General features: G+C 42.4%; 21 protein-coding genes and 1 other RNA gene. 9 read left to right on the plus strand and 13 right to left on the minus strand.

What is annotated here, in order from left to right; all coding sequences use genetic code 11:
- Positions 1-143: 143 nt before the first annotated feature.
- From rsmI to QZZ36_RS00710, 5 genes are all read right to left on the minus strand, one after another.
- Positions 144-968, minus strand: coding sequence for a 16S rRNA (cytidine(1402)-2'-O)-methyltransferase (gene rsmI, locus QZZ36_RS00690; RefSeq protein WP_295075176.1), 825 nt, complete (start codon positions 966-968; stop codon positions 144-146).
- On the minus strand, positions 965-1,687 hold the full coding sequence (locus tag QZZ36_RS00695) for a methyltransferase (protein WP_295075179.1): 723 nt from the start codon (positions 1,685-1,687) through the stop codon (positions 965-967). Before QZZ36_RS00695 ends, rsmI begins: the two co-directional genes overlap by 4 nt.
- 89 nt (positions 1,688-1,776) lie before the next feature.
- Positions 1,777-2,853, minus strand: coding sequence for a tRNA 2-thiouridine(34) synthase MnmA (gene mnmA, locus QZZ36_RS00700; protein WP_295075182.1), 1,077 nt, complete (start codon positions 2,851-2,853; stop codon positions 1,777-1,779).
- A gap of 45 nt (positions 2,854-2,898) precedes the next feature.
- The gene (locus QZZ36_RS00705) at positions 2,899-3,546 is read right to left on the minus strand and encodes an HAD family phosphatase (RefSeq protein WP_295075185.1); all 648 of its coding nucleotides are present in this window, start codon (positions 3,544-3,546) and stop codon (positions 2,899-2,901) included.
- 58 nt (positions 3,547-3,604) lie between these two features.
- Positions 3,605-4,798, minus strand: a complete 1,194-nt coding sequence (locus QZZ36_RS00710) for a nucleotidyltransferase family protein (protein ID WP_295075188.1) — start codon at positions 4,796-4,798, stop codon at positions 3,605-3,607.
- Between the two features lie 258 nt (positions 4,799-5,056).
- Between QZZ36_RS00710 and QZZ36_RS00715 the strand changes: the two genes are divergently transcribed.
- Positions 5,057-6,256 carry an acetate kinase gene (locus tag QZZ36_RS00715; protein WP_295075192.1) on the plus strand — a complete coding sequence of 400 codons (1,200 nt, stop codon included), beginning with the start codon at positions 5,057-5,059 and terminating at the stop codon, positions 6,254-6,256.
- 96 nt (positions 6,257-6,352) lie between these two features.
- Here QZZ36_RS00715 and QZZ36_RS00720 read toward each other — a convergent pair whose 3' ends face one another.
- A complete protein-coding gene (locus QZZ36_RS00720; protein ID WP_295075195.1) occupies positions 6,353-7,213 on the minus strand; it encodes a DUF3737 family protein in 861 nt (286 codons plus the stop codon).
- Positions 7,214-7,466: 253 nt separating this feature from the next.
- Between QZZ36_RS00720 and QZZ36_RS00725 the strand changes: the two genes are divergently transcribed.
- The 6 genes from QZZ36_RS00725 to QZZ36_RS00750 all read left to right on the plus strand — a co-directional run bounded on the left by QZZ36_RS00725 (position 7,467) and on the right by QZZ36_RS00750 (position 13,218).
- Complete coding sequence (locus tag QZZ36_RS00725; protein ID WP_295075198.1) at positions 7,467-8,021, plus strand: sigma-70 family RNA polymerase sigma factor; 555 nt, start codon at positions 7,467-7,469, stop codon at positions 8,019-8,021.
- A gap of 12 nt (positions 8,022-8,033) precedes the next feature.
- Entirely contained in the window at positions 8,034-9,737 is a 1,704-nt protein-coding gene (locus tag QZZ36_RS00730) for a hypothetical protein (protein WP_295075201.1), read from the plus strand.
- A 118-nt stretch (positions 9,738-9,855) separates the two neighbouring features.
- Entirely contained in the window at positions 9,856-10,692 is an 837-nt protein-coding gene (locus tag QZZ36_RS00735) for a pyridoxamine kinase (protein ID WP_295075204.1), read from the plus strand.
- A gap of 107 nt (positions 10,693-10,799) precedes the next feature.
- Positions 10,800-11,573, plus strand: a complete 774-nt coding sequence (locus tag QZZ36_RS00740; protein WP_295075207.1) for a SigB/SigF/SigG family RNA polymerase sigma factor — start codon at positions 10,800-10,802, stop codon at positions 11,571-11,573.
- A gap of 161 nt (positions 11,574-11,734) precedes the next feature.
- The gene (locus QZZ36_RS00745; protein WP_295075211.1) at positions 11,735-12,169 is read left to right on the plus strand and encodes an NfeD family protein; all 435 of its coding nucleotides are present in this window, start codon (positions 11,735-11,737) and stop codon (positions 12,167-12,169) included.
- A gap of 44 nt (positions 12,170-12,213) precedes the next feature.
- The gene (locus QZZ36_RS00750) at positions 12,214-13,218 is read left to right on the plus strand and encodes an SPFH domain-containing protein (RefSeq protein ID WP_295075214.1); all 1,005 of its coding nucleotides are present in this window, start codon (positions 12,214-12,216) and stop codon (positions 13,216-13,218) included.
- Positions 13,219-13,265: 47 nt separating this feature from the next.
- On the opposite strand, the gene QZZ36_RS00755 is transcribed toward QZZ36_RS00750, so the two are convergent.
- A complete protein-coding gene (locus QZZ36_RS00755; protein ID WP_295075217.1) occupies positions 13,266-14,705 on the minus strand; it encodes a trypsin-like peptidase domain-containing protein in 1,440 nt (479 codons plus the stop codon).
- A 935-nt stretch (positions 14,706-15,640) separates the two neighbouring features.
- On the opposite strand from QZZ36_RS00755, the gene QZZ36_RS00760 reads away from it, so the two are divergent.
- Complete coding sequence (locus QZZ36_RS00760) at positions 15,641-15,931, plus strand: DUF1292 domain-containing protein (protein WP_295075220.1); 291 nt, start codon at positions 15,641-15,643, stop codon at positions 15,929-15,931.
- Between the two features lie 81 nt (positions 15,932-16,012).
- A non-coding RNA gene (gene ssrS, locus QZZ36_RS00765) (6S RNA) lies at positions 16,013-16,197 on the plus strand.
- 42 nt (positions 16,198-16,239) lie between these two features.
- Here the strand turns inward: ssrS and QZZ36_RS00770 are convergent.
- The 6 genes from QZZ36_RS00770 to QZZ36_RS00795 are packed head-to-tail and all read right to left on the minus strand — an operon-like array spanning position 16,240 to position 21,921.
- The gene (locus QZZ36_RS00770; protein WP_295075223.1) at positions 16,240-16,893 is read right to left on the minus strand and encodes a V-type ATP synthase subunit D; all 654 of its coding nucleotides are present in this window, start codon (positions 16,891-16,893) and stop codon (positions 16,240-16,242) included.
- A 10-nt stretch (positions 16,894-16,903) separates the two neighbouring features.
- Entirely contained in the window at positions 16,904-18,280 is a 1,377-nt protein-coding gene (locus QZZ36_RS00775; protein WP_295075226.1) for a V-type ATP synthase subunit B, read from the minus strand.
- Entirely contained in the window at positions 18,280-20,049 is a 1,770-nt protein-coding gene (locus QZZ36_RS00780) for a V-type ATP synthase subunit A (RefSeq protein WP_295075229.1), read from the minus strand. The genes QZZ36_RS00775 and QZZ36_RS00780 overlap by 1 nt, the downstream gene beginning before the upstream one ends.
- A gap of 21 nt (positions 20,050-20,070) precedes the next feature.
- On the minus strand, positions 20,071-20,382 hold the full coding sequence (locus QZZ36_RS00785) for a V-type ATP synthase subunit F (RefSeq protein ID WP_295075232.1): 312 nt from the start codon (positions 20,380-20,382) through the stop codon (positions 20,071-20,073).
- Positions 20,375-21,319: a V-type ATPase subunit gene (locus tag QZZ36_RS00790; protein WP_295075235.1), complete on the minus strand. Its 945-nt coding sequence runs from the start codon at positions 21,317-21,319 to the stop codon at positions 20,375-20,377. The genes QZZ36_RS00785 and QZZ36_RS00790 overlap by 8 nt, the downstream gene beginning before the upstream one ends.
- An 8-nt stretch (positions 21,320-21,327) precedes the next feature.
- Entirely contained in the window at positions 21,328-21,921 is a 594-nt protein-coding gene (locus QZZ36_RS00795) for a V-type ATP synthase subunit E family protein (protein ID WP_295075238.1), read from the minus strand.
- Positions 21,922-21,927: the final 6 nt, after the last annotated feature.

Here is a 21,927-nt window from a genome sequence, read left to right on the forward strand (position 1 = left end):
AGAACATATTGACATACATTACCAAAAATAATAATAATAACGGTAATAATTATATCACAAATTCTTTATAATTTCAAGCGATTTCATCAATTTTTACATTTTTATAATATTTTTATTAAAGAAGTATACTAAAAAATGGTCTATCACTGCAATTTTGAATAAAGATCGCTCTTTTTGAAGCCTGTTTCCTTTGCTACTGCCTTACAGGCGTCAGTAGGACGCTCTCCCATTTCTATCAGCTTATTTACCTGATTCATTGCCTGTTCAATTGTTATATTATTTTCACTGCTGTCCCGCGCTCCCTCAAGAACAAGAACATATTCTCCTCTGGGTTCGTTTATACTGTAGTATTCAACCGCTTCTGCAAGTGTCAGTCTGAGCACTTCTTCATGTATTTTTGTAAGCTCCCTGCACAGTGATATACGACGTTCTCCGCCAAAGAAACCGTTCAGATCAGCAAGCGTAGTCTTCAGTTTATGAGGAGCTTCGTAGAAAACCATCACAGCCTCTTCGCTTCTGAGCTTTTCGAGACGCTCGGATCTTTCTTTTTTCTGAACAGGAAGAAACCCCTCAAAAGTAAACCGCCGTGTGCTCAGTCCGGATACAGCTACAGCAGAAACAACTGCGCTTGGACCAGGTACTACCTTTATATCAATATTATTCTCAGCACACATCTTTACCAGAACTTCACCGGGATCGGAAATACATGGCATACCTGCATCTGTTACTATTCCACAGCTCTCCCCTGCAAGTATCCTGTCAATTATCCGCTGCGCATCGGCTTTTGAACTATGTTCATGGAAACTTACGAGCTGTTTCTTAATATCAAAGCGATTGAGGAGCTTCAAAGTAACGCGAGTATCCTCAGCACATATAAAATCCACTGCTGCAAGTATATCAAGCTGCCTTAGGGTAATATCCTCAAGATTGCCTATAGGCGTTCCTATAACGTAAAATGTTCCCGTCATTGCTGCTCCTTTCCTGTGTCATATATCTTCTGAAGCTCCTCGGAAAAACCGTTTTCGCTCCTGATGTACAGCTGAGGTTCAACCTTCATGAACGGCTTTGAGCCTTTTTTACCTTCAATAAGGAAAAGCCATGGAGCCTCACCGGCATTTTTTGATACGAATCGTAACCTTTTAGGCTCAATATCATGACATTTCATTGCATAAACAACATCGCTCAGACGCTCCGGACGGTTGCACACGCACAGTCTGCCGCCGAATTTAAGAAGTTTCTGAGCTGCTGCACATACATCATCTATGGTACAGAGTATCTCGTGCCGCGCTATCTTCTGTGCGGTTACAGCACTCTGAAAACCTGCATTATTTACTTTATACGGCGGATTGCAGGTAACAAGATCAAGTTGTCCGAGAGGAGCATCAGCCCAAAGCTCTTTCAGGTCAGCACATACTGGAACTATTCCTCTGGTCTCGCTCTTTTCAAGTCCGAGACAAAGCTGCTCTATAGCTCCTTCCTGAATGTCGACCGCATATGTTATCTGCGGCGGCATTTTTTTCTGCATAATAAGAGGGATTATCCCGCAGCCGGTACCAAGATCGCATACTTTGTCCTTTGCACGGTACTGTGAAAAATCCGCCAGCAGAAAAGCGTCAGTGCCGAAGCGGTGGTCGCTGCTGGCACAGACATATATCTTATCCGTAAGCTTTTCGTATTTGTATTCCATTCATTCGCTCCGTATCATTTCAATAGCTGTTCTGCACTTAGCATAATCGTTTTTCCATATTAAATACTTGTAATGCAGTGCCGTTTTTATCATTTTATCGTTCCTCCGCCTACTACTGTATCCCCGTCGTAGAGCACGACTGCCTGACCGCTTGTGACAGCCCTCTGCGGTTCATCAAACTCCACCATATATTCTCCGCCGCCGATATATGTTACTGTCGCAGGCTGTTCATGCTGGCTGTAACGAGTTTTTGCGGTAACACGCATAGGTTCTGTCAGCATATCTATTGAAATAAGGTTGAAATCATCAGCTATCAGACTTTTGGTGTAAAGGTCGGATTCATCGCCGATAGTTACTGTGTTTGCTTCAATGTCTTTTCTGACCACGTATGCAGGATGACCGAGGGCTATGCCGAGCCCCTTTCGCTGACCAACTGTATAATTGATGATACCCTTGTGTTCACCCAGAACTTTTCCGTTCATATCCACAAAATTGCCGCATGGCGTACCACAGCCTGTAAATCTGCGTATAAAAGCTGCATAATCGCCGTCCGGAACAAAGCATATGTCCTGACTGTCAGGCTTGTTTGAATTAACAAGTCCTGCCGACTCAGCAAGCTCTCTGACATGAGTTTTTTCAAGTTCTCCCAATGGAAAGAGTGTATGTGAGAGCTGTTCCTGCGTAAGTGAATAAAGGACATATGTCTGATCCTTGCTTCGGTCTTTTGGACGTTTCAGAAGATAACGTCCTCTCTTCTCATCATATTCGTTCACAGCGTAATGTCCTGTCGCAATATAATCGTATCCAAGCTCCTGCGCTCTGCGAAGCATTTTATCAAATTTAACATGGCGGTTGCATTCAATGCAGGGGTTTGGCGTTCTGCCCTTCAGATAGCTCTCTGCAAACTGTTTCATAACGTGTTCTCGGAAAATATCCCTGAAATTGAAAACAATGTGCTCAAAACCGAGCCGGTACGCAACGCTCCTTGCATCCTCAACGTCAGAAAGTGCGCAGCAGGTCTTACCTTCTTTTTTTGCTTCGGATATATCCTCATCCGAAAAAAGCTTTAGTGTTACTCCCATGACCTCATATCCGCTGTCACGAAGCAGCATGGCTGCTACAGAACTGTCAACTCCGCCGCTCATTCCAACCATAACCTTTTTCATTTTAAATACTCCTTCTGAAAACAGCACAGGCGAACTTAGTTCGCCCTATACTATGTTCATTATTTCATCAAGGGAATTCACATAATAATCGGAAAGCTCTATTATACGGCAGGTATCATTCTCAGCAACAGGATCGTAAACACCGCACACTTTAAAACCAGCCGATTTTGCAGTCTCTATGCAGTGAAGCGAATCCTCGGCAACAAGAACATCTTCCGGAGCTGCACCAAATCTTTCAGCTCCTCCGATAAAAATATCAGGAAAGTTCTTGCCGGCAGGATACTCAATATCGGTAAGCAAAAAGCTGAACCGGTCATATATTTTACATCGTTTCAGCGCTGACACAGCAAGACTTTTGTATGTCGCTGTTGCAATACCGTAAGGGATCCCGCGGTTGTCAAGATAATCAAGAAGTTCCGTAACATAAGGCTTCAGAGGTATCTGTTCCTCATAACGTTGCCGCACCATATCCTCGATACGCCGTATAACATACTCTTTGGTGCAGTTCAGTCCGAAACGGTCAATAAAATACTGCGATGACTCGTCAACTGTCATTTTTTTTACTATATCCGATACCTCCGGCGGAGGATCGGCTATACCGTTTTCAATAAGGAATTCCCGGTCTATGCTGCTCCATACTGTCATCGAATCAAGCAGTGTACCATCAAGATCAAATATTATACCCTTTATCAATTTATTCTCCTGTAAAAAAAGCGGTAAACCTCCACTGATCGCAGGTTATTCCGCTGCATTATTCCAGATCTATCATTATTTTTGCGCGATAATCTTTTTCTGCCGAGGTGATCGTATCAAGAGCAAGTCCATATATGTCCGAAGCTCTGATTTCAAGCTCTGCAAATCGCTCTGCCGTATCGCTAAGCTGTGAAAGCTTTGCAATAGACGAAGCAAAAGGTATCTTCGCCTTATCCTTAGCACGTGCAAGTATCTCTCTGCCACGCTCGTTGAATGCGAGGATCCTTCCGTACGGCGGAAGCTGTTCCATATCTTCCTTTGTGATCCCTATAAGAAGAGCAAGCATAATACGTCTTATCCTTGCCATAGTATACCTCTTGGTCTTTACGGTAAACAGCAGTTCGTCTATGGAGCCTGCCATTCTCGCGCCGTATATCCTGTGTTCAAGGCCCTGTCCCACATCGCATATCTGTTCGATATCTTCAACAGTGCTGCTCCTAAGCTTATATAATATTACTCTCTCAAGGCGGCTTAAAGATGCTGTTTCACCCTTGGAAGAGGCATTTTTAATTGCCTCAGCCCACTCCGCGGTGGTAAATTCACCGACAGAAACGCCTTGTCCGATCATTTCACGAAGATTTGACGCGCTTGCAAATCCATCGGCAGTTTCATCACCGTCATGACGGACGCTTTTGCGCTTAACCGTAAACGGTTTAATATCAGAACCGAATCTTTTCAATGCTCTCAGATACTCAACAGCAAGGGTGTTGTTCGGTTCGGCGATTATGGAAGCCGACTCCGGATCGTAGCCGTTAACAACGGAATTAAGCGCTCTCGGATAAGTATATCCTTTCTCCATAATGCTCTTTATCTCTTCCAGATGCGTTATTGAAGCCTTGTCAACGATATCCATCGCCTTAACTAGCTGCTGCGTATCGCCGCATTCGCTACCGAAGGATATCTCGTCAACAACTCCGAGGGAATCCAGAAGATAAACCGCTCCGGCTGCAAAATTTTCGGCAGAAGTGAGACAATACTGTACAGGCAGCTCGATAACGAGATCAGCCCCTGAATGTACAGCAAGACGAGCTCTTTCAAGCTTGTCAATGACCGCAACGCCGCCTCGCTGAACAAAATTGCCGCTCATTACAGCTACGATATGCGTACAACCGTTTTCCCTGGTTTTGCGTATATGATAAAGATGTCCGTTATGAAAAGGATTATATTCGCATACAATACCACTGACTTTCATTTTACTACCTCTCCTGTCAAATTTCAATGATTTCTTCTAATTTTTTATTTACTCTACATATTATTTATAGTTTTTTACTATGTTTTGGTCGTTTTGCAAAACAAAAAGCGCGTTTTTTCTGCTTGTCCGGTACAAAAAAACTGTTTTTAAATGCATTTCCCGACCGCAGCTGACACTGTTCAAAAAAAACACTTGCATTTTTCCGAAAATAGTATATAATAATATATGCAAAATATTTTTTGAAAGGAATTTTAATATATGATCATCTTAGTTGTTAATGCAGGAAGCTCTTCCCTGAAGTATCAGCTCATCGATATGAGCGATGAAAGCGTTATCGCAAAGGGTAACTGCGACCGTATCGGTATCGACGGACATATCAACCACAAGACTGCTGACGGCAGAGTTCTTGATGAGGACTGCTCTTTCCCGACACATACAGAGGCTTTCATGAAGCTTGTTGACTGCCTTACAAAAGGCGATGCAAAGGTTATCGACAGCATGGACGCTATTTCCGCTGTCGGACACAGAATAGTACAGGGCGCTGACGTTTTCGATAAATCTGTACTCGTAACAGATGAAGTTATTGATAAAATAGATGAGCTCCGCGAGCTTGCTCCTGTTCACAATCACGCTCACGCTCTCGCTCTCAGAGCCTGCAAGAGCGTTATCCCAGCAAATGTTCCTCAGGTAGTTGTATTTGATACAGCTTTCCATCAGACCATGCCTGCAAAGGCTTTCATGTTCGGACTTCCTTACGAGGACTACGAAAAGCTCCACGTAAGAAAATACGGCTTCCACGGCACATCACACCGATTTGTTTCCAAGGCTCTTGCAGATGCTATGGGCAAAGATGTCAAGGATCTCAAGATCGTTTCATGTCACCTTGGCAACGGTTCTTCAATTACTGCTGTTGACGGCGGCAAGTCTGTAGATACTTCTATGGGCTTCACTCCTCTTGACGGTGTTGTAATGGGCACAAGAACAGGTTCTGTAGACCCTTCTGCTGTTACATTTGTAGCTGACAAGCACGGTTTCACACCTTCACAGATGAGCGAATACATGAACAAGAAGTCAGGTTTCCTCGGAGTATCCGGCGTTGGTTCTGACAACCGTGATATTCAGGAAGCTGCTAACAACGGAAACGAGAAAGCTCAGCTCGTTTCAGATATGCTCGCATATGAGATCCAGAAGTATATCGGCGCTTATACCGCTGCAATGAACGGTATCGACGCTCTCCTTTTCACCGGCGGTATCGGCGAGAACTCATGGGAAGTAAGAGAGCAGGTTTGCCGCAATATGGATTACTTCGGAATCAAGATCGACGAAGCTCTCAATCGCACTATCAGAGGCAAGCTCACAAAGATCTCGACTCCTGATTCAAAGATTGAGGTATGGATCGTTCCTACAAACGAGGAGCTCCTTATCGCAAGAGATACACTTGCTCTTATTTCCAAGTAATTATATCATATTATTCCTTAAATATCAAGCCTGCACTTTATGTGCAGGCTTGCTTTATATATGCAAGAAGGCGTTCATAATGAACGCCTTTCCTTTTTACATATGATGACTTACCAGCTGATCCTCACAGATTATTTTTGTGCGCATAGGATCTACTTTATCCTGCTCAAGTATAATAACTCCGATAGAGTCAGCCTTTATTATACCTGATAACGGGTTTCTAATGCTTTCGATGCTACCTATTATATCAGCATTTACTGTTGAATACTCAAAAGCGAAGGTGGTATTCGGAAGCTTGCAGTTCTTCATCATAAGATTCTCTATATAGCACATTCCCTCACGGCTCTCGACAGTGCAGTTGATAAGAGAGATATTACGTGAATTCCAGCCAAAGCACTTGCCTTTTATTGTTGAGTTATAAATAACGACATTTTCACTGTTCCAGAAAGCGTCACGGCAGTTTATTACAGAATCACGCACAGTAACATTACGTACTCCGTCAAAAGCGTATCCGCCTACGATTTTAAGACCGGTTATTTCCATACCGTCACAGTCCATTGCGAAATAGTCGCCGTTAACTTTTACTCTGTCGATACGTACATTATTGCATTTCCATAAAACCTCATCACCGTTAGGAAAGCTCACGTTTCTCAGGCTGATACGATTACAGCGTCGGAAACACTTAGGCGCTTCAACTATGATATCATCAGCTCCTACATCCTTGGAATACCACATTGCAGCACGGCCGTCTTCAGTCAGCATACAGTTTTTGAGATTTATCATCTCACTGTGCCATAATGGAAATTTTGAAGAAAATGTACTGTCGGAAAGCTTTATATAGCTGCTGCGTTTGAGTGGTGATTCTCCGTATCCGAAAGAAGTACCACAAATCCTGAGACCATTTGCCTGATAAAGCGCCCTTTCCCCCGAAAAGTGCTCATTGCAGATCTCTTTCATAAAATCTCACTCCTTATCATATATCATTAAGACATTAAAATATCTAATGACCTTATAAAGCATTATATCACATATTTTGTTAAAAAGCAACATTTAATTCAAAAGCAAAACTGAATTAATTGTGAATGGCGCAAAAGAGATAACAATAGCTTTTTTCTTTTACAATTCAGATGCAACACTTTACATTCTTGCTCCGTATGTGTATAATGAAAGCATAACGTATACGCAAAGCTTTTCATGGGGAGGTGGGACGATGACTGAAAACGAGATCAGGCTTATCATGCAAAGGTCAAGGGATGAAGGCTTCAGAGCGCTGTTTGACGAGTACTGGAGTTACGCATACACGATAGTATACAATGTACTCCGAAGTTCAGCAAGCCGAAACGATATTGAGGACTGCACCGCCGATGTTCTGAGCGATGTGATGCTAAGCTATGATACAGACCGAGAGGGCTCGCTGAAAGCTTATATCGGTACATCTGCCAAAAGACGTGCTATTGATTTAAAGCGCTCTGTTTCCGCAAAGAACACTGTCCCTCTCGATGATGATAATTCTCCGGATATCCCGTCAGGAGAAAATATCGAGATACAAGCTGAAAATGCCGGTATATCCGCTTTGCTGCTGCAAAAGATCGAGGAACTCGGTGAACCAGACGCTTCGATAATCATACAGAAATACTTCTATGACCGAAACTCTGCGGAAACAGCAAAGGTACTCGGCATGAATCCTATAACCGTAAGGAGTCGCCTGAAGCGTGCTTTGAAAAAGCTGAAAACCGCTCTTACGGATATGGACATAACAATTTAAAGGAGGATAAGTATGAAAAAAAATATCTCCGATATACTTCACAATGCTGATAACGAAACAGTTGAACGCATTGCTGATAAGTACAGGGCTGCTGATGAAAAGGCCTCCGAACGGATATACGATAAATGCGTTTCACGAATCGGAAGTGAATATGAACAGGTCGAGCTCATGAAAGCTGAAACTGTACGCAGAGGCCCAAAACTTTATCCTGTACTTGCAGCAGCTGCCTGTATTATGATAATTTTCGGAAGCATAGGCGTATTGCTCCACAAAAGAGCTCATGAGCCGCTTCCTGTAAATGATTCTTCTGACAATATGGCAACTGTAACCACATCAACCGGCACAGCGATAGTATCAAACGCCGCTGTTACAATGCTGACAACTAATGAGACAGCAAAAGACTCAGACCCGGAAACAACATCTGCTGCTAACGAGCCTGTTGAAGCTCTGATACTTACTGAAACAGTCAGAACATCTGCTTCATCAGACAGAACTGTCACGAAAGCAGTAAAAACGACTACCGTCAAGAAAACAACTGCAAAAACTGTCACAACTCAGAAAAGCACTGATAAAACAACTGTAAAGCGTTATCTTAACACCAAAGACATTACTTCACTCTCACAAAAGGGCGACTCTCTCACATGGTCTGATTTTGAAGACTATATCTATGAGGATATCGGCTCAGGTATCTATATCTGGGAATTTAAGATCGAAGAGGGCACCGGCTATACTCTTAGGATAGGCGGTGTACCGCCAGAGAAGCCTAATTATATCAAGCTTTATCACGGTATTAACGGCATAGACACTCAGAACGGAATAGATATCCGCTACAACGACGTTCAGGAATTTATCAATATGCCAAACAGAGTTTCAAGTGCTATGAATCAGATCAAAGAGCTCATTCCTGACAGTATAGCAAGTATCGAGATCTCCGACAACGTACACAGTAATACCGAAAAACTGACTTATGACCAGATAAAGATATTGCTTTCACGTCTCAATGATATATCTCTTATCGAAGAAAGCGGTTCATATCAGCTGTTAAGCTGTATAAACTACAAGATAAAGATCACTCTCCACAATAGAAATACCATTGATCTCGGATTGGTCGGTTCATATTTTATTATAAATGGTAAAGGCTATAAAGCAGAAAGCGATTCATGCAGCCAGCTGGAAACATACATTTATAATTTCATCACAAATACAAAGGAACCGGAAAATATTGATATCAGCGGTCTGAGTACATGGTGCTGGCATGATTACTGGTCTAAAAGCTTTGACTCGCGCAATATAAATGAAAGCATAATAGTTTCAGCTTTCCCGGACACAGAATTTACATGGAACGGCCTGGAAGGCGGCATAACAGTATATAAGAACGGAACAGCTGCGGCGGCGTTCGGCGGAATGCCCTTATGGAATGCATTCTTCACAGACCTTAACGGTGACGGTTCACCCGAACTCTGTATGACAGTTTCGTTTGGCAGCGGTATAGTTGATGAACATGTAATCGTATATGACCTGCGAAATGAAAAGGAATACACTCTTTGGGAAAGAATGGTGAACGATTACATTCTTTTCATGGAAGACAATGAATTGTTTGTCCGTAAACTTGACACTGAAAGCAGTATAAGCAGCTTCTGGGAAAAAAGCAGAGGTGAAAAAGGCAGGCTAAAGATAAACGAAAGCGACGAGCTCGTATTCGTTCCTGTTTCATAAAGCTTCACAAACCTCAAAAAGCTCCGCATTGCGGAGCTTTTCCTTTGCTCATATTGACAAATCCGCTTATTTGGGGTATAATCAGAAATTGATGAATACATAAGAAAGAATGATGATAATGAAAAAGGTCGTATCTATACAGGATATCTCATGCTTCGGCAAATGCTCGCTGACTGTGGCTTTGCCGATAATTTCAGCAATGGGAATCGAGACTGCTGTTATTCCGACTGCTGTGCTTTCAACTCACACAGGAGAAGGCTTTAAAAACTATACTTTTCGTGATCTAACCTGCGATATTCCTGCTATCGCCGCCCACTGGAAAAGCATGGACCTGAAATTTGACGCGCTTTATACAGGTTATCTCGGTTCTCCGGAACAGGTAGAGATCGTTTCTGACTTTTTTGACGATTTTGGCACTGTCGATAATCACATAATCGTAGATCCTGTGCTTGGCGATGCCGGAAGACTCTATGCGGGCTTCACAACGTCTTTCGTTGAAAAAATGAAGAAGCTTTGCGCTAAAGCTGATTATATTATGCCTAACATGACTGAAGTTTCATTTCTGCTTGGTATACCTTACACCGAATGCTATGACGAAAAATATATCAAGGACGCTCTTCGGCGTCTTGCTGAGCTTGGCTGCAAAGTTCCTGTCATAACCGGCGTACATTATGATGACCTGCAACAAGGAGCTGCCGCTTATGACTCTGAAAATGACAGATTCTATTTCTCCTTTGACAAAAATGTTAATTACCGCTTTCACGGTACCGGAGATATTTTCAGCAGCGTATTTACGGGAGCCTGTGCCCTCGGCATGGATTTACAGCATTGTCTCGATATCGCTGTAAGATTCACTCTTGACTGTATAGAAGCAACTGTACCTAATATTGAAGAAACATGGTACGGAAGCAGCTTTGAGCTGTGTCTCGGCAAGCTTATTGACTATGTAAAATAATTTCTTCAAAAAAGCAGACTTGTCTGCTTTTTTGTTATCTTTTTCCTGTGATTACCCTGTCACTACAGGGCAATAATATCCTTGCAGATCATTGTGGAGGATATTCTATGGCATATAATAAAGTCGTTATCGCAGGAATCAATACTTCCGAACTTGAAGTTCTTAAAGAAGATGAAAAGATCACTTTGCTCAAAGAAATCCGCGCTACGGGAAGCAAATCAGCCCGCGATAAACTCGTCAACGGGAATCTCAGACTCGTTCTGAGCGTTATACAGCGATTTACCGGGCGAGGCGAAGATATAGACGACCTATTCCAGATAGGCGTTATCGGTCTGATAAAAGCAATAAACAATTTCGACCTTTCAAAAGAAGTACGATTCTCAACATACTGCGTTCCCATGATAAACGGTGAGTTAAGACGCTACCTTCGGGACAACAGTCATGTAAAAGTCAGCCGTTCGCTTCGCGATCTTGCATATAAGGCTATACAGGCAAAAGAACGGCTCACATTCACACTCTGCCGCGAACCGACTATGGACGAGATAGCTTGTGAAATAAATGAAAAACGCTCTGATGTTGTCATTGCGCTCGAAAGTATAAGCGATCCAGTCTCGCTGTATGAACCCGTTTATTCAGATACTGAGGATAATCTCTATATCATGGATCAGATCAGCGATATCAACGGAGTTGAAAGTCAGATGGACGAGCTTGCCATACGTGACGCAATAAAAGAGCTTGGACCTCGGGAACGTGATATTCTGTATCTTAGGTTCCTTCATGGAAAAACACAGACTGAGGTTGCTTCTGAGATAGGCATCTCACAGGCTCAGGTGTCAAGGCTTGAGAAGAATGTTATAAAAAGGATAAAAAGCAGTATATGAAAAACGTTCTGTTTACACTCTGTTTATATCACATTCTTTAAAACAATCTGTACAAAAATATTGCTAAAAAAATGTCGATTATACTTGAAAAATTCATACTTTCATGGTATAATAAATTTTGTAGGGATTACTACAAATTTTAGTAGAAAGGGGGTCTCGCCATGGATATATTTTTATGGGCAATTGCTGTTATAGCTTTTGTTGTTGCGGAAGTATTAACTATCCAGCTGGTATCTATATGGTTCGCTGCAGGAGCTATTACTACTCTGCTGCTGACTTATTTTCTAGATCTTTCATGGATACAGCAGCTAGGTACGTTCATTATTTCTTCCGCTGTCTTCCTGCTGCTGAGCTTACCGCTTATAAGGAAACGCAAGAAACAAACGATCGTTGCAACAAATTCCGATCTTGATGTAGGTAAGCACGCAACAGTGATCGAAGAGATCAACACAGACAAAGGTACCGGACGAGTCACTTTAAGCGGGGTTAACTGGAGTGCTGTTCCGGAAAACGAAAACGAAATCATTCCTGACGGAACAGTCGTTATCGTGAAAAAAGTAATGGGCGCCAAACTTATCGTGGCACCCAAGAAATAACTACATACTAAGTAATCAATTATTTTATTTGGAGGTACTTAAAAATGTTTGAAAAAGCAAGCTTGTTTATGGCTATGGAAAATCCTGGCGTATTCATTATTTTCTTAGTAGTAATCTTTTTACTTTTCATCATCATCAGATGCTTCAGGATCGTTCCTCAGGCACACGTTTTCGTTATTGAGCGTCTCGGCTCCTTTCACGCTGAATGGGAAACAGGACTTCATATCCTTGTACCCTTCATCGACAGGATTGCCGGAAAGGTCTCACTCAAGGAAAAGGTCGTTGACTTCAAGCCCCAGCCCGTTATCACAAAGGATAATGTTACGATGCAGATAGATACGGTAGTATTCTATAAGGTAACTGACGCAAAGCAGTACATCTACGGCGTTGAAAGACCTCTCGCAGCTATCGAGAACCTCTCGGCTACCACTCTCCGTAATATCATCGGTGAGCTTGAGCTCGACTCCACACTCACCTCTCGCGATACCATCAATACCAACATCACTGCCATACTTGATCAGGCTACAGATCGCTGGGGAATCAAAGTTGAGCGTGTTGAGCTCAAAAACATCATTCCTCCCCGTGAGATTCAGGACGCCATGGAGAAGCAGATGAAAGCTGAGCGTGAGCGCCGTGAGAAGATACTTCAGGCAGAGGGTGACAAGAAGTCACAGATCCTTGTTGCAGAAGGTGAGAAGGAATCACAGATACTTCGTGCTCAGGCTAAGAAAGAGGCTCAGATACTTGAAGCAGAAGCTCAGAAACAGGCTATGGTACTCAAAGCTGATGCCGTAAGAGAGCAGAAGATCCTTGAAGCTACCGGTGAAGCAAAGGCTATTGAAATGGTTCAGGAAGCACTTGCAGAGAGTATTGTTAAACTCAATAATGCCAATCCTAACGAAAGAGTTATTCAACTCAAGTCTCTCGAATCATTCGCAAAGGCAGCTGACGGTCAGGCTACAAAGATCATTATCCCAAGTGAGATACAGGGACTTGCAGGTCTTGCAACCGGTCTGAAAGCACTTGTGGAAAATGAGCGCAAAAACTAATTATAGCATAAAAGCTCCCGGAAAAATCCGGGAGCTTTCTTTTATAATTATCTTTCAAAAGGATATTTCTGACTTTCAGAATTTGACTTCTGTTCCTGCAGAGTAACTTTTATTTTAATATCCTGCCCGTTTCTTGATACTGTTATGGAAACAGTATCCCCTGCTTTGAATTGATTCTTGATCTCGTTGTACTCCTGAGCAGAAGAAACCGCATTTCCTTCAATATCGATTATAACATCTCCGACTTTTATACCGGCTCGGTCAGCAGCTCCGTCCTCCTGAATTGACATAATGAATACACCAACTGGTATATTCCAGTAACGCGACTGAGCTTCGGTAATATCCCTTGTACTTATTATACCATCCTGCGGTCTTCCGGTGACGTACCTGTAATTTATAAGATCATCGATTATAACTTTAGCTTCTTTTATAGGTATAGCAAAGCACAAGCCTTCAATGCTTGCTGAAGTATAACTGTAACTCGAAGACATTTTTGCAGAATTTATGCCAATGACCTGACCGCAGCTGTTGAGCAGCGGACCGCCTGAGTTACCATTGTTTATTGCAGCATCTGTCTGTATAAGGTTCATCTTCTTTTCGTTGATATCGATCTTTCTGTTAAGTGCAGAAACGATTCCACTTGTAACCGTTCCGAAAAGATCAAAACCAAGAGGATTTCCCACCGCTATAACCAGCTCTCCTACCCTAAGTTCATCACTGTCGCCAAGAACTGCAGGTTTAAGCTTTGTCTCGTTCACCTTTAAGACGGCAATGTCCGTTTCAGTGTCGAATGCTATAATATCCGCTTCGTGTTCTGTTTCATCGCTGAAAAGAACATTGACTTCAACAGCCTCACCATCATATTCTTCATCATAAACAACATGGGAATTAGTTACAATATAACCATCATCGGTAATTATAAAACCTGTGCCGGTATTCCTTACTTTCTGAATCTGAGGCTCTGAACTCCAACCCCATATGCTGAAAGTTGATTTGGGTTCATATTCAAATGTTGAAGCAACTCCAACAACTGACGGCATAATAGAATCAACAATATCAGGAATAGGTTTCGCATCATCTCTCGAAGCAAGCTCAATAAGACTCGGCAAATCCTTTTCGGCAGAACTTGTTTTTTGCTCGCCTGTATTCCTTGAAATATTTCTTGATGTATCACTTGTATACTCTATAAGTTCGTTCTTGGAATCCTTTAAAAACTTCGAGATCTGTACACCGCCAGCAATAAGAATCCCGGAAGCAAGAACAACAACTGCAAATCTAAAAGCAAATCCAAGTTTGCTGAGTTTTTTTGTTTTGCCGGAATTTTCTGACGTAAATGCAACGGAACTCTGACTGGAATGCGACTCATTATCATAAATACTCTCTGAATCATAATTATCATCTTCTGAATTATAAGAATGGGTACTTTCATTGCTGTCGGAAACTTCATCAGAGAGATAAATATCATCATTGTTGTTATTATCCGTCATTCCATTCATCCTTTCTGATATAATTCACTATCTTATATTATACGCATTTTTGTGATAATTATATGATAATGCAGGGAAAAATACTGATTTCGGCAAATTATATCTTTAACTGAAACAAAACCCCGGCATAAAGCCGGGGCTATTATTATTCAATTTTAAAGCGACTTTCATCACTTAGCTAAATTACCCTTTGGACTCACCCTTTCGGATCAGATTTTTAATGTGTACCTCTTTTTCACTGTACATCATTCCTTTATTTCAGTAATAAAGCAATCTTATTTTTTCTCCATCGGAATCACCTATAAAATTGTATTTATCCGGCCTTATGCCGAACATAATGCAAGTTCATAAAGCAATAACCTATTTTCTCATTGGACTCAACCTCTACTAAGAAATTTTTCGCAATATATCTAAAGACTTATTGTCGAAATTTCAGATAACTCTGTATCTAAATTACTACATGAAGCCGTTTAGATTAGCAAAACGTCAGCGTCATAATTGAATTGTTAAGCCTTTTTGAGCCTGTATCAATGGAACAAGCTTACGCCTATATTCCCGTTTTATGAAATCCAATTACTCAGCAAGCCCGCCGGCTTCACGCTGCTGTGCGAACTTTCCTTCCATTGGACTCACACTCCCTTCCGCGTATATTCATTTACATTGAGGTCACCCTCAGTCCAAGTAAATGCAGCTCGGATCACTCAATTGAGCTTTCCTTTTCCTTGATTATATATTACCATACTCTGTGTAAAATGTCAATAGAAATTTAGGATTCTCAGCGACTTTTTAGTGCAAATCAGCACAAACAACAAAGAATGGCCCTATCAATTGGAGAAATTCACTACAATGTTATTACTTAATCTTCCTCTTGATTTTTATTTTGATTTAGTGTATAATATAAATATAAAAGGCGTATGCCGGATAGGAGAATGACTATGTCAGAGATGAACGAATATACTCCTGATTTGTTTGAACTGATCGATGAAGACGGGAACAAAAAACAATTTGAGCTTTTTGACACTGCCGAAATTGATGGAGAACAGTATTATGCAATGCTGCCCGCCATTGAAGACGAGGATTATCTTGATTCAGACTGTGATCTTGTGATACTCAAGTCAATAGAAGAAGACGGAGAGGAGATACTTGCTTCGATCAATGATGACGATGAGTTTGAAAAAATCTCAAAGATCTTTCTTGAACGTCTTGATGACATATACGAAGAATAATTTTACCAAATTTCAATCATTTTACATAGATTTGCTATTGATTTTTGGAATTCTTTATGCTATAATATATATAGAAAAGAAAAATTTCTGCCTTGTTCGGGTAATTATAGTTTTTATAATCCAACACATAATTCAAGGGAATTCGACTCCGTATGTGGACTGCAGACCTCCCGCCCTGCGGAAGAAGGGAGCGAGAAGCATAAGGGCGTTTACCCACCTGCTTAGTGCGGGTTTTATGCACTATATGACGGCAAGGCGGATTTTTATACTCAAATGTAAAACGGTCTCCGATTTCGGAGACCGTTTTATTATTGCTGATAATGATGACTCTGTTTTAACACCATATCCTTTACTTTCATAAGGGATGTAGTCGTGCTTCTTTCGTTTTCAGAAAGCTTCATGGTTATGAATTTGATTGTTTCTTCATAATCTGGTATCATGATATGTTCAAGAGCGTTTACGCGGCGTCTTGTCTTTTCAATCTCATCAGCCATTAACTGACAGGCCTTTTCTATCTCCGCAAGACGGATCATCTTCGGAAAAACTGAATTCAGTGAACTTACAGCTCCGTCAAGATCAATTGATGTAAAAGCCATACCATAAGAATATATATCGTTTGTATCACCTGAGCGGAATTTTGTTTTAAACTCAGGTATATATACGCTCATTACATTCTTTTCGCTGACCTCAAGCTCTACTTCCTGTTTAGGAAGCATTAAAGCTGTTTCAAGCACCTCACGCTGCATGACCGAACCTGCAACAGCCATATATTTATTGGCTTCCTTTATCGCAGCTTCAACTTCGGCACGCAGCTGGCGGTTTTCTTTAATCAGATTCATGAACTGACGCATGAGCTCATCTCGCTTGTCCTTTAACAGCTTATGACCTCTGCGTGCTGATGAAAGCTTCTTTTTCAGCTTGCTTAGCTCCATTCTGGTGGGATTAACATTTAGTCTTGCCAATCAGCTCACCTCATTTCTGAGTATCATAATACTTTACGAGATATTCCTCACGTATTCTTCTGAGCTCGCTCCTCGGAAGCATTTTAAGAAGTTCCCAGCCTATAGCGAGAGTATCTTCAATGCTTCTGTTATTTTCAAATCCCTGAGAAACGTATTTTTTCTCAAATTCATCCGCAAACTTAGCATATATCAGATCAACAGGCGTAAGAGCAGCTTCGCCGAGAACTACCATAAGCTCCTTTGCGTCCTTTCCTCGTGCGTAAGCGGAGAAAAGCTGGTTCATCGTATCGGAGTGATCGGCACGTGTCTTTCCTTCGCCTATGCCCTTATCCTTGAGTCGGGAAAGAGACGGAAGTACATCTACAGGAGGAGTAACGCCCTTTCTGTACAGTTCACGTGAAAGGATTATCTGTCCCTCAGTGATGTATCCTGTCAGATCGGGAATAGGATGGGTCTTATCGTCCTCAGGCATAGTAAGGATAGGTATCATCGTGATACTTCCCTCTTTTCCGTTCTGACGGCCTGCGCGCTCATATATAGTCGCAAGATCGGTATACATATATCCCGGATATCCTCTTCGACCGGGTACCTCCTTACGTGCGGCAGATACCTCACGGAGAGCGTCCGCATAGTTTGTGATATCTGTAAGGATTACAAGTACGTGCATACCCTTTTCAAACGCAAGATATTCAGCGGCTGTAAGAGCCATTTTGGGTGTGGCAAGACGCTCGATAGCAGAATCGTTCGCGAGATTAATGAAAAGCACAGTTCTGTCAAGGGCACCTGTGCTCTTGAAACTCTGAACGAAATACTCAGATTCCTCGAATGTGATACCCATAGCGGCAAATACAACTGCAAACTGCTCATCTTTTCCACGTACCCTTGCCTGACGTGCTATCTGCGCAGCAAGCTGTGCGTGAGGAAGTCCACTTGCTGAAAAGATAGGGAGCTTCTGACCTCTTACAAGAGTGTTAAGTCCGTCGATAGCGGATACACCGGTCTGTATGAACTCCTGAGGATACTTTCTTGCAACAGGGTTCATAGGAAGTCCGTTTACGTCAAGTCGCATTTCGGGTATAATTTCCGGACCGTCGTCTATAGGTCTGCCCAGTCCGTCAAATACACGTCCAAGCATATCCTCTGAAACTCCGAGTTCCATCTGATGACCTGAAAATACAACACTGCTGTCCTGAAGGTTTATACCTGCGGCGTTTTCAAAAAGCTGAACAAGAGCATTTGTACCATTTATCTCAAGTACCCTGCACCTTCTCTTTTCGCCGTTTTTAAGTCTTATCTCCGCAAGCTCGCCGTAAGTTACATTCTCAACATCCTTTACAAGCAGCAGAGGACCTGCCGCTTCTTCGATAGTTCTGTATTCCCTTGGCATCAGTCTTCCTCCTTGTCAAGCAGCTCATTGAGCTCTGAGGAGATCTCCACTGAGAGCTTGTCGAATTCTGCATCTGTATTCTTTTCTTCAACATACTTGAATCGTCCGATCTTTTCCCTGACAGCAAGGTTTGCTACAGCTTCGATGTCTGCGCCCTTCTTGATGCTTTCATATGCTTCATCATTGAAGTTCAGGATCAGCTTCATCATATATAACTGTTTTTTCAGGCTGGTATACGTATCCACCTCATGGAACGCAAGCTGATGCAGGAAGTCCTCACGTATCGAACGTGCCGTTTCCATTTTCAGTCGGTCATTCGGTGACAAAGCGTCCATACCTACGAGCTTGACTATTTCCTTGAGCTCAGCTTCTTCATGGAGAAGCTCCATGAAACGCGCTCTGCATTTCATCCAGTCCTTTGAAACATTATTGTTGTACCATTCAGCAAGTGAATCTGCATAGAGCGAATAGCTTGTCAGCCAGTTTATAGCCGGAAAATGTCTCTGATATGCAAGATTTGAGTCGAGTCCCCAGAATACCTTGACTATACGCAGAGTTGCCTGGGATACCGGTTCTGATATATCACCGCCGGGAGGAGATACTGCACCGATAACAGAAAGCGCTCCTTCCCTGCCGTCAGAGCCAGTGGATATAACTCTTCCCGCACGTTCATAGAACTGAGCAAGACGGCTTCCGAGGTATGCGGGATAGCCTTCATCACCGGGCATTTCCTCAAGACGTCCTGACATTTCACGAAGAGCCTCGGCCCAGCGTGAAGTGGAATCAGCCATAAGCGCAACCGAATAACCCATATCACGGTAGTATTCCGCAATAGTTATACCTGTATAAACGGAAGCTTCACGGGCTGCAACAGGCATATCAGATGTGTTTGCGATAAGAACGGTTCGTTCCATAAGTGATTTTCCTGTATTCGGATCAATAAGCTCAGGAAATTCATTCAGAACGTCCGTCATTTCGTTTCCGCGTTCTCCGCAGCCGATATAAACTATAATGTCAGCTTCTGCCCATTTTGCCAGCTGATGCTGTGTTACGGTCTTTCCGCTTCCAAATGGTCCGGGTATGGCTGCTACACCGCCTTTTGCTATCGGGAACAGGCAGTCAACCACTCTCTGACCGGTAACAAGAGGCATTTCAGGCGAAAGTTTTTTCATATATGGTCTGCCGCGTCTTACAGGCCATTTCTGAATAAGCGACAGTTCTTTATCACCTTTAGGGGTCTCGATAACACAGACTGTATCATTTGCATGAAACTCGCCTTCTGAAATTGATTTTACAGTTCCCTCAATGCCGTTCGGCACCATTATTTTATGGAGAACTATATCCGTTTCCGGAACTGTACCGATAATATCTCCGCCGACAACTCTGTCGCCTTTTTTTACAGAGGGAGAAAACTTCCAGAGAGGTTCCCTTTTTAAAGACGGAACTTCTACACCTCTCTGAAGATTATTGCCGCATACTTTTCTTATATCGTCAAGCGGACGCTGTATACCGTCGAAAATGCTTCCGATAAGACCGGGACCGAGTTCGACGCTCATAGGCTCGCCTGTGGATTCTACGCTTTCACCTGTTCCGAGACCTGAGGTCTCCTCGTAAACCTGTATTGATGCACGATCACCGTGCATTTCGATTATCTCGCCGATAAGACGTTTATCACTTACACGGACAACATCGAACATATTGGCATCTCTCATGCCTTCAGCAACTACAAGTGGTCCTGATATTTTTATGATAGTACCTTTGCTGTTCATTTATACTTATCCGCCTCTTTCCTAATTTAATATATCGGAGCCGACAGCCTTTTCAACTGCTTCATGCAAAGCCATCATTCCTTCGCCTGTGTTTCCTTCTATTGCAGGTATAAGCACGATGGACGGAAGCTTTGAGCTCCTGTATTTATTTATTGTATCCTTTACAAGAGCCGCAGCAGGTTCGGTAATATATATTACCGCAAAATCATTTGCCGCAAGCCGTGAAATAAGTTTAGTGACCGCTTCTGGCTCGGTCTCACGGAAAACAGAAAGACCGAGAGCAGCAAATCCCGAAACGCTTGCACTGTCACCGATAACAGCTGCTTTATACATATAGCTTTCTCATCCTTTCCGTGATAGTTGCTTTATCAGCCCCAAACTCCTTGCATACTGTAAGGATACGTATATTCTTTATTTCTGTTTCCTTTGCAATATAATATGCCGCAAGCGGGTCGGAACCGAAAGCCTGCATCCTCGCAGTTTCAGCGAGCTCCATTATTGCATCATCGCACCATTTTTCAAATTTTGCGGGCGAGATCTTCAAAAGAGCTGCCGCATCACTGTAAGGCGTGCTTTCCAAAAAAGAAAACAGAGATTCAGTACCGCTGAGAGCTGCCTTCAAAAGCTCTTCACTGCCGAGTTCCTTACTGCCGCATATGGCATTTTCCATGAAGTCGACAGATTTATTGAGAAGGCTGCACCTGTATGCAGTCTTTATATCTGCGCAGGCAGTCATAAGCTGAGAGTATTTCTGTATGAATTCACTTCCGCACTCCTCAGAGCTTTTTTGCATAGCCTGCAATGCCGCTTTATCTATAAGCGAATCGGAAAGCTGTCCGTCAAGAGTATTGGTCACGAGCTCATAAGCCTCAGCAGCCGTCTTTCGCATATACTCTGGCAGCATACTGTAGTCCCTGCTGTTTATTGAATCAACAAGAACTGGCATTTCCACGTTTGACGGATATATATAATAATTTGATGGATCTCTGTTTGAAATTACTGCCTTCAGTACAGCTTTAAGATTGTGAAAATCATTTTTGTAAAGCAGTATTTCAAGTTCTTTGCAATCAGGTGCGTATTCATGAAGCATTTCCCATACTGAGACAAGTGTATCAGATCCCGAAGATGAGCCCGTCTTTGAAGAAATGACAGCTTCCGCTTCAGCTTTGCTGCGTGAATTTATAAGCTGATCTATATCACTTCTTGAAAGAAGTGAGTTTTCCATCGCTCTTATCGCACCTACAGCATTTGCATACTTTGTACCGTTCATGATATCACCTACCCGAACAGAACTCTTGCAGCCGTATCACGTATGGAATCCTTCTCGGATTCGATCATCGAGCGAAAACTGCAATTTTCGGAGATAAGTCCGTAACTCAATATGAAACCGTCTTCGATATCGGACGGTTTATCTGACAGTACAATCTGTCCGCCTTTTTTCTTTGCAAGTTCATTTATCCTGCCTTCAAAATCAGAAGGTATCCTTGAAAGGTCTCTGCTTCCGAAGCTGATAATGCCCTTCCCGGACTGGATATGTTTATCCGCAAGGCTGAGTATCATATCAAAGTATTCCTTATCGGGCAGTCCTTTAAGCTTTTCGATCGTCTTTTCAATCGTCTGTTCTATCAGTTCAACTTTACATGAAAGCATCTTGCGCTTCATGTCTGCATCTACTGAATTACAGGCATTTTCAAAATCCTTTTCAGCCTGTGCAGATGATCTTTTCATAAAGTCGTCATATGCCTTCTGAGCTTTGGAATCACCTTCTGCTTTTATCGCATCAGCCTTGCTTACCGCCGCTTTTATAATGCTGTCTTCAGTCTGTTTCTGCTGAGCTTCGATGAGGTTAAGGATCTCGTCAAGTCCTGACATATCTCT

It is taken from the genome of Ruminococcus sp., from assembly GCF_016287535.1.
Lineage (GTDB): Bacteria > Bacillota > Clostridia > Oscillospirales > Ruminococcaceae > Ruminococcus.

What these genes read in the sequence shown, in the direction of transcription:
- rsmI (WP_295075176.1), bottom strand. Translation starts at nt 968, where the DNA reads ATGACGGGAACATTTTACGTTATAGGAACGCCTATAGGCAATCTTGAG.
- QZZ36_RS00695 (WP_295075179.1), bottom strand. Translation starts at nt 1,687, where the DNA reads ATGGAATACAAATACGAAAAGCTTACGGATAAGATATATGTCTGTGCC.
- mnmA (WP_295075182.1), bottom strand. Translation starts at nt 2,853, where the DNA reads ATGAAAAAGGTTATGGTTGGAATGAGCGGCGGAGTTGACAGTTCTGTA.
- QZZ36_RS00710 (WP_295075188.1), bottom strand. Translation starts at nt 4,798, where the DNA reads ATGAAAGTCAGTGGTATTGTATGCGAATATAATCCTTTTCATAACGGA.
- QZZ36_RS00715 (WP_295075192.1), top strand. Translation starts at nt 5,057, where the DNA reads ATGATCATCTTAGTTGTTAATGCAGGAAGCTCTTCCCTGAAGTATCAG.
- QZZ36_RS00720 (WP_295075195.1), bottom strand. Translation starts at nt 7,213, where the DNA reads ATGAAAGAGATCTGCAATGAGCACTTTTCGGGGGAAAGGGCGCTTTAT.
- QZZ36_RS00725 (WP_295075198.1), top strand. Translation starts at nt 7,467, where the DNA reads ATGACTGAAAACGAGATCAGGCTTATCATGCAAAGGTCAAGGGATGAA.
- QZZ36_RS00730 (WP_295075201.1), top strand. Translation starts at nt 8,034, where the DNA reads ATGAAAAAAAATATCTCCGATATACTTCACAATGCTGATAACGAAACA.
- QZZ36_RS00735 (WP_295075204.1), top strand. Translation starts at nt 9,856, where the DNA reads ATGAAAAAGGTCGTATCTATACAGGATATCTCATGCTTCGGCAAATGC.
- QZZ36_RS00740 (WP_295075207.1), top strand. Translation starts at nt 10,800, where the DNA reads ATGGCATATAATAAAGTCGTTATCGCAGGAATCAATACTTCCGAACTT.
- QZZ36_RS00745 (WP_295075211.1), top strand. Translation starts at nt 11,735, where the DNA reads ATGGATATATTTTTATGGGCAATTGCTGTTATAGCTTTTGTTGTTGCG.
- QZZ36_RS00750 (WP_295075214.1), top strand. Translation starts at nt 12,214, where the DNA reads ATGTTTGAAAAAGCAAGCTTGTTTATGGCTATGGAAAATCCTGGCGTA.
- QZZ36_RS00755 (WP_295075217.1), bottom strand. Translation starts at nt 14,705, where the DNA reads ATGACGGATAATAACAACAATGATGATATTTATCTCTCTGATGAAGTT.
- QZZ36_RS00760 (WP_295075220.1), top strand. Translation starts at nt 15,641, where the DNA reads ATGTCAGAGATGAACGAATATACTCCTGATTTGTTTGAACTGATCGAT.
- QZZ36_RS00775 (WP_295075226.1), bottom strand. Translation starts at nt 18,280, where the DNA reads ATGCCAAGGGAATACAGAACTATCGAAGAAGCGGCAGGTCCTCTGCTG.
- QZZ36_RS00780 (WP_295075229.1), bottom strand. Translation starts at nt 20,049, where the DNA reads ATGAACAGCAAAGGTACTATCATAAAAATATCAGGACCACTTGTAGTT.
- QZZ36_RS00785 (WP_295075232.1), bottom strand. Translation starts at nt 20,382, where the DNA reads ATGTATAAAGCAGCTGTTATCGGTGACAGTGCAAGCGTTTCGGGATTT.
- QZZ36_RS00790 (WP_295075235.1), bottom strand. Translation starts at nt 21,319, where the DNA reads ATGAACGGTACAAAGTATGCAAATGCTGTAGGTGCGATAAGAGCGATG.
- QZZ36_RS00795 (WP_295075238.1), bottom strand. Translation starts at nt 21,921, where the DNA reads ATGTCAGGACTTGACGAGATCCTTAACCTCATCGAAGCTCAGCAGAAA.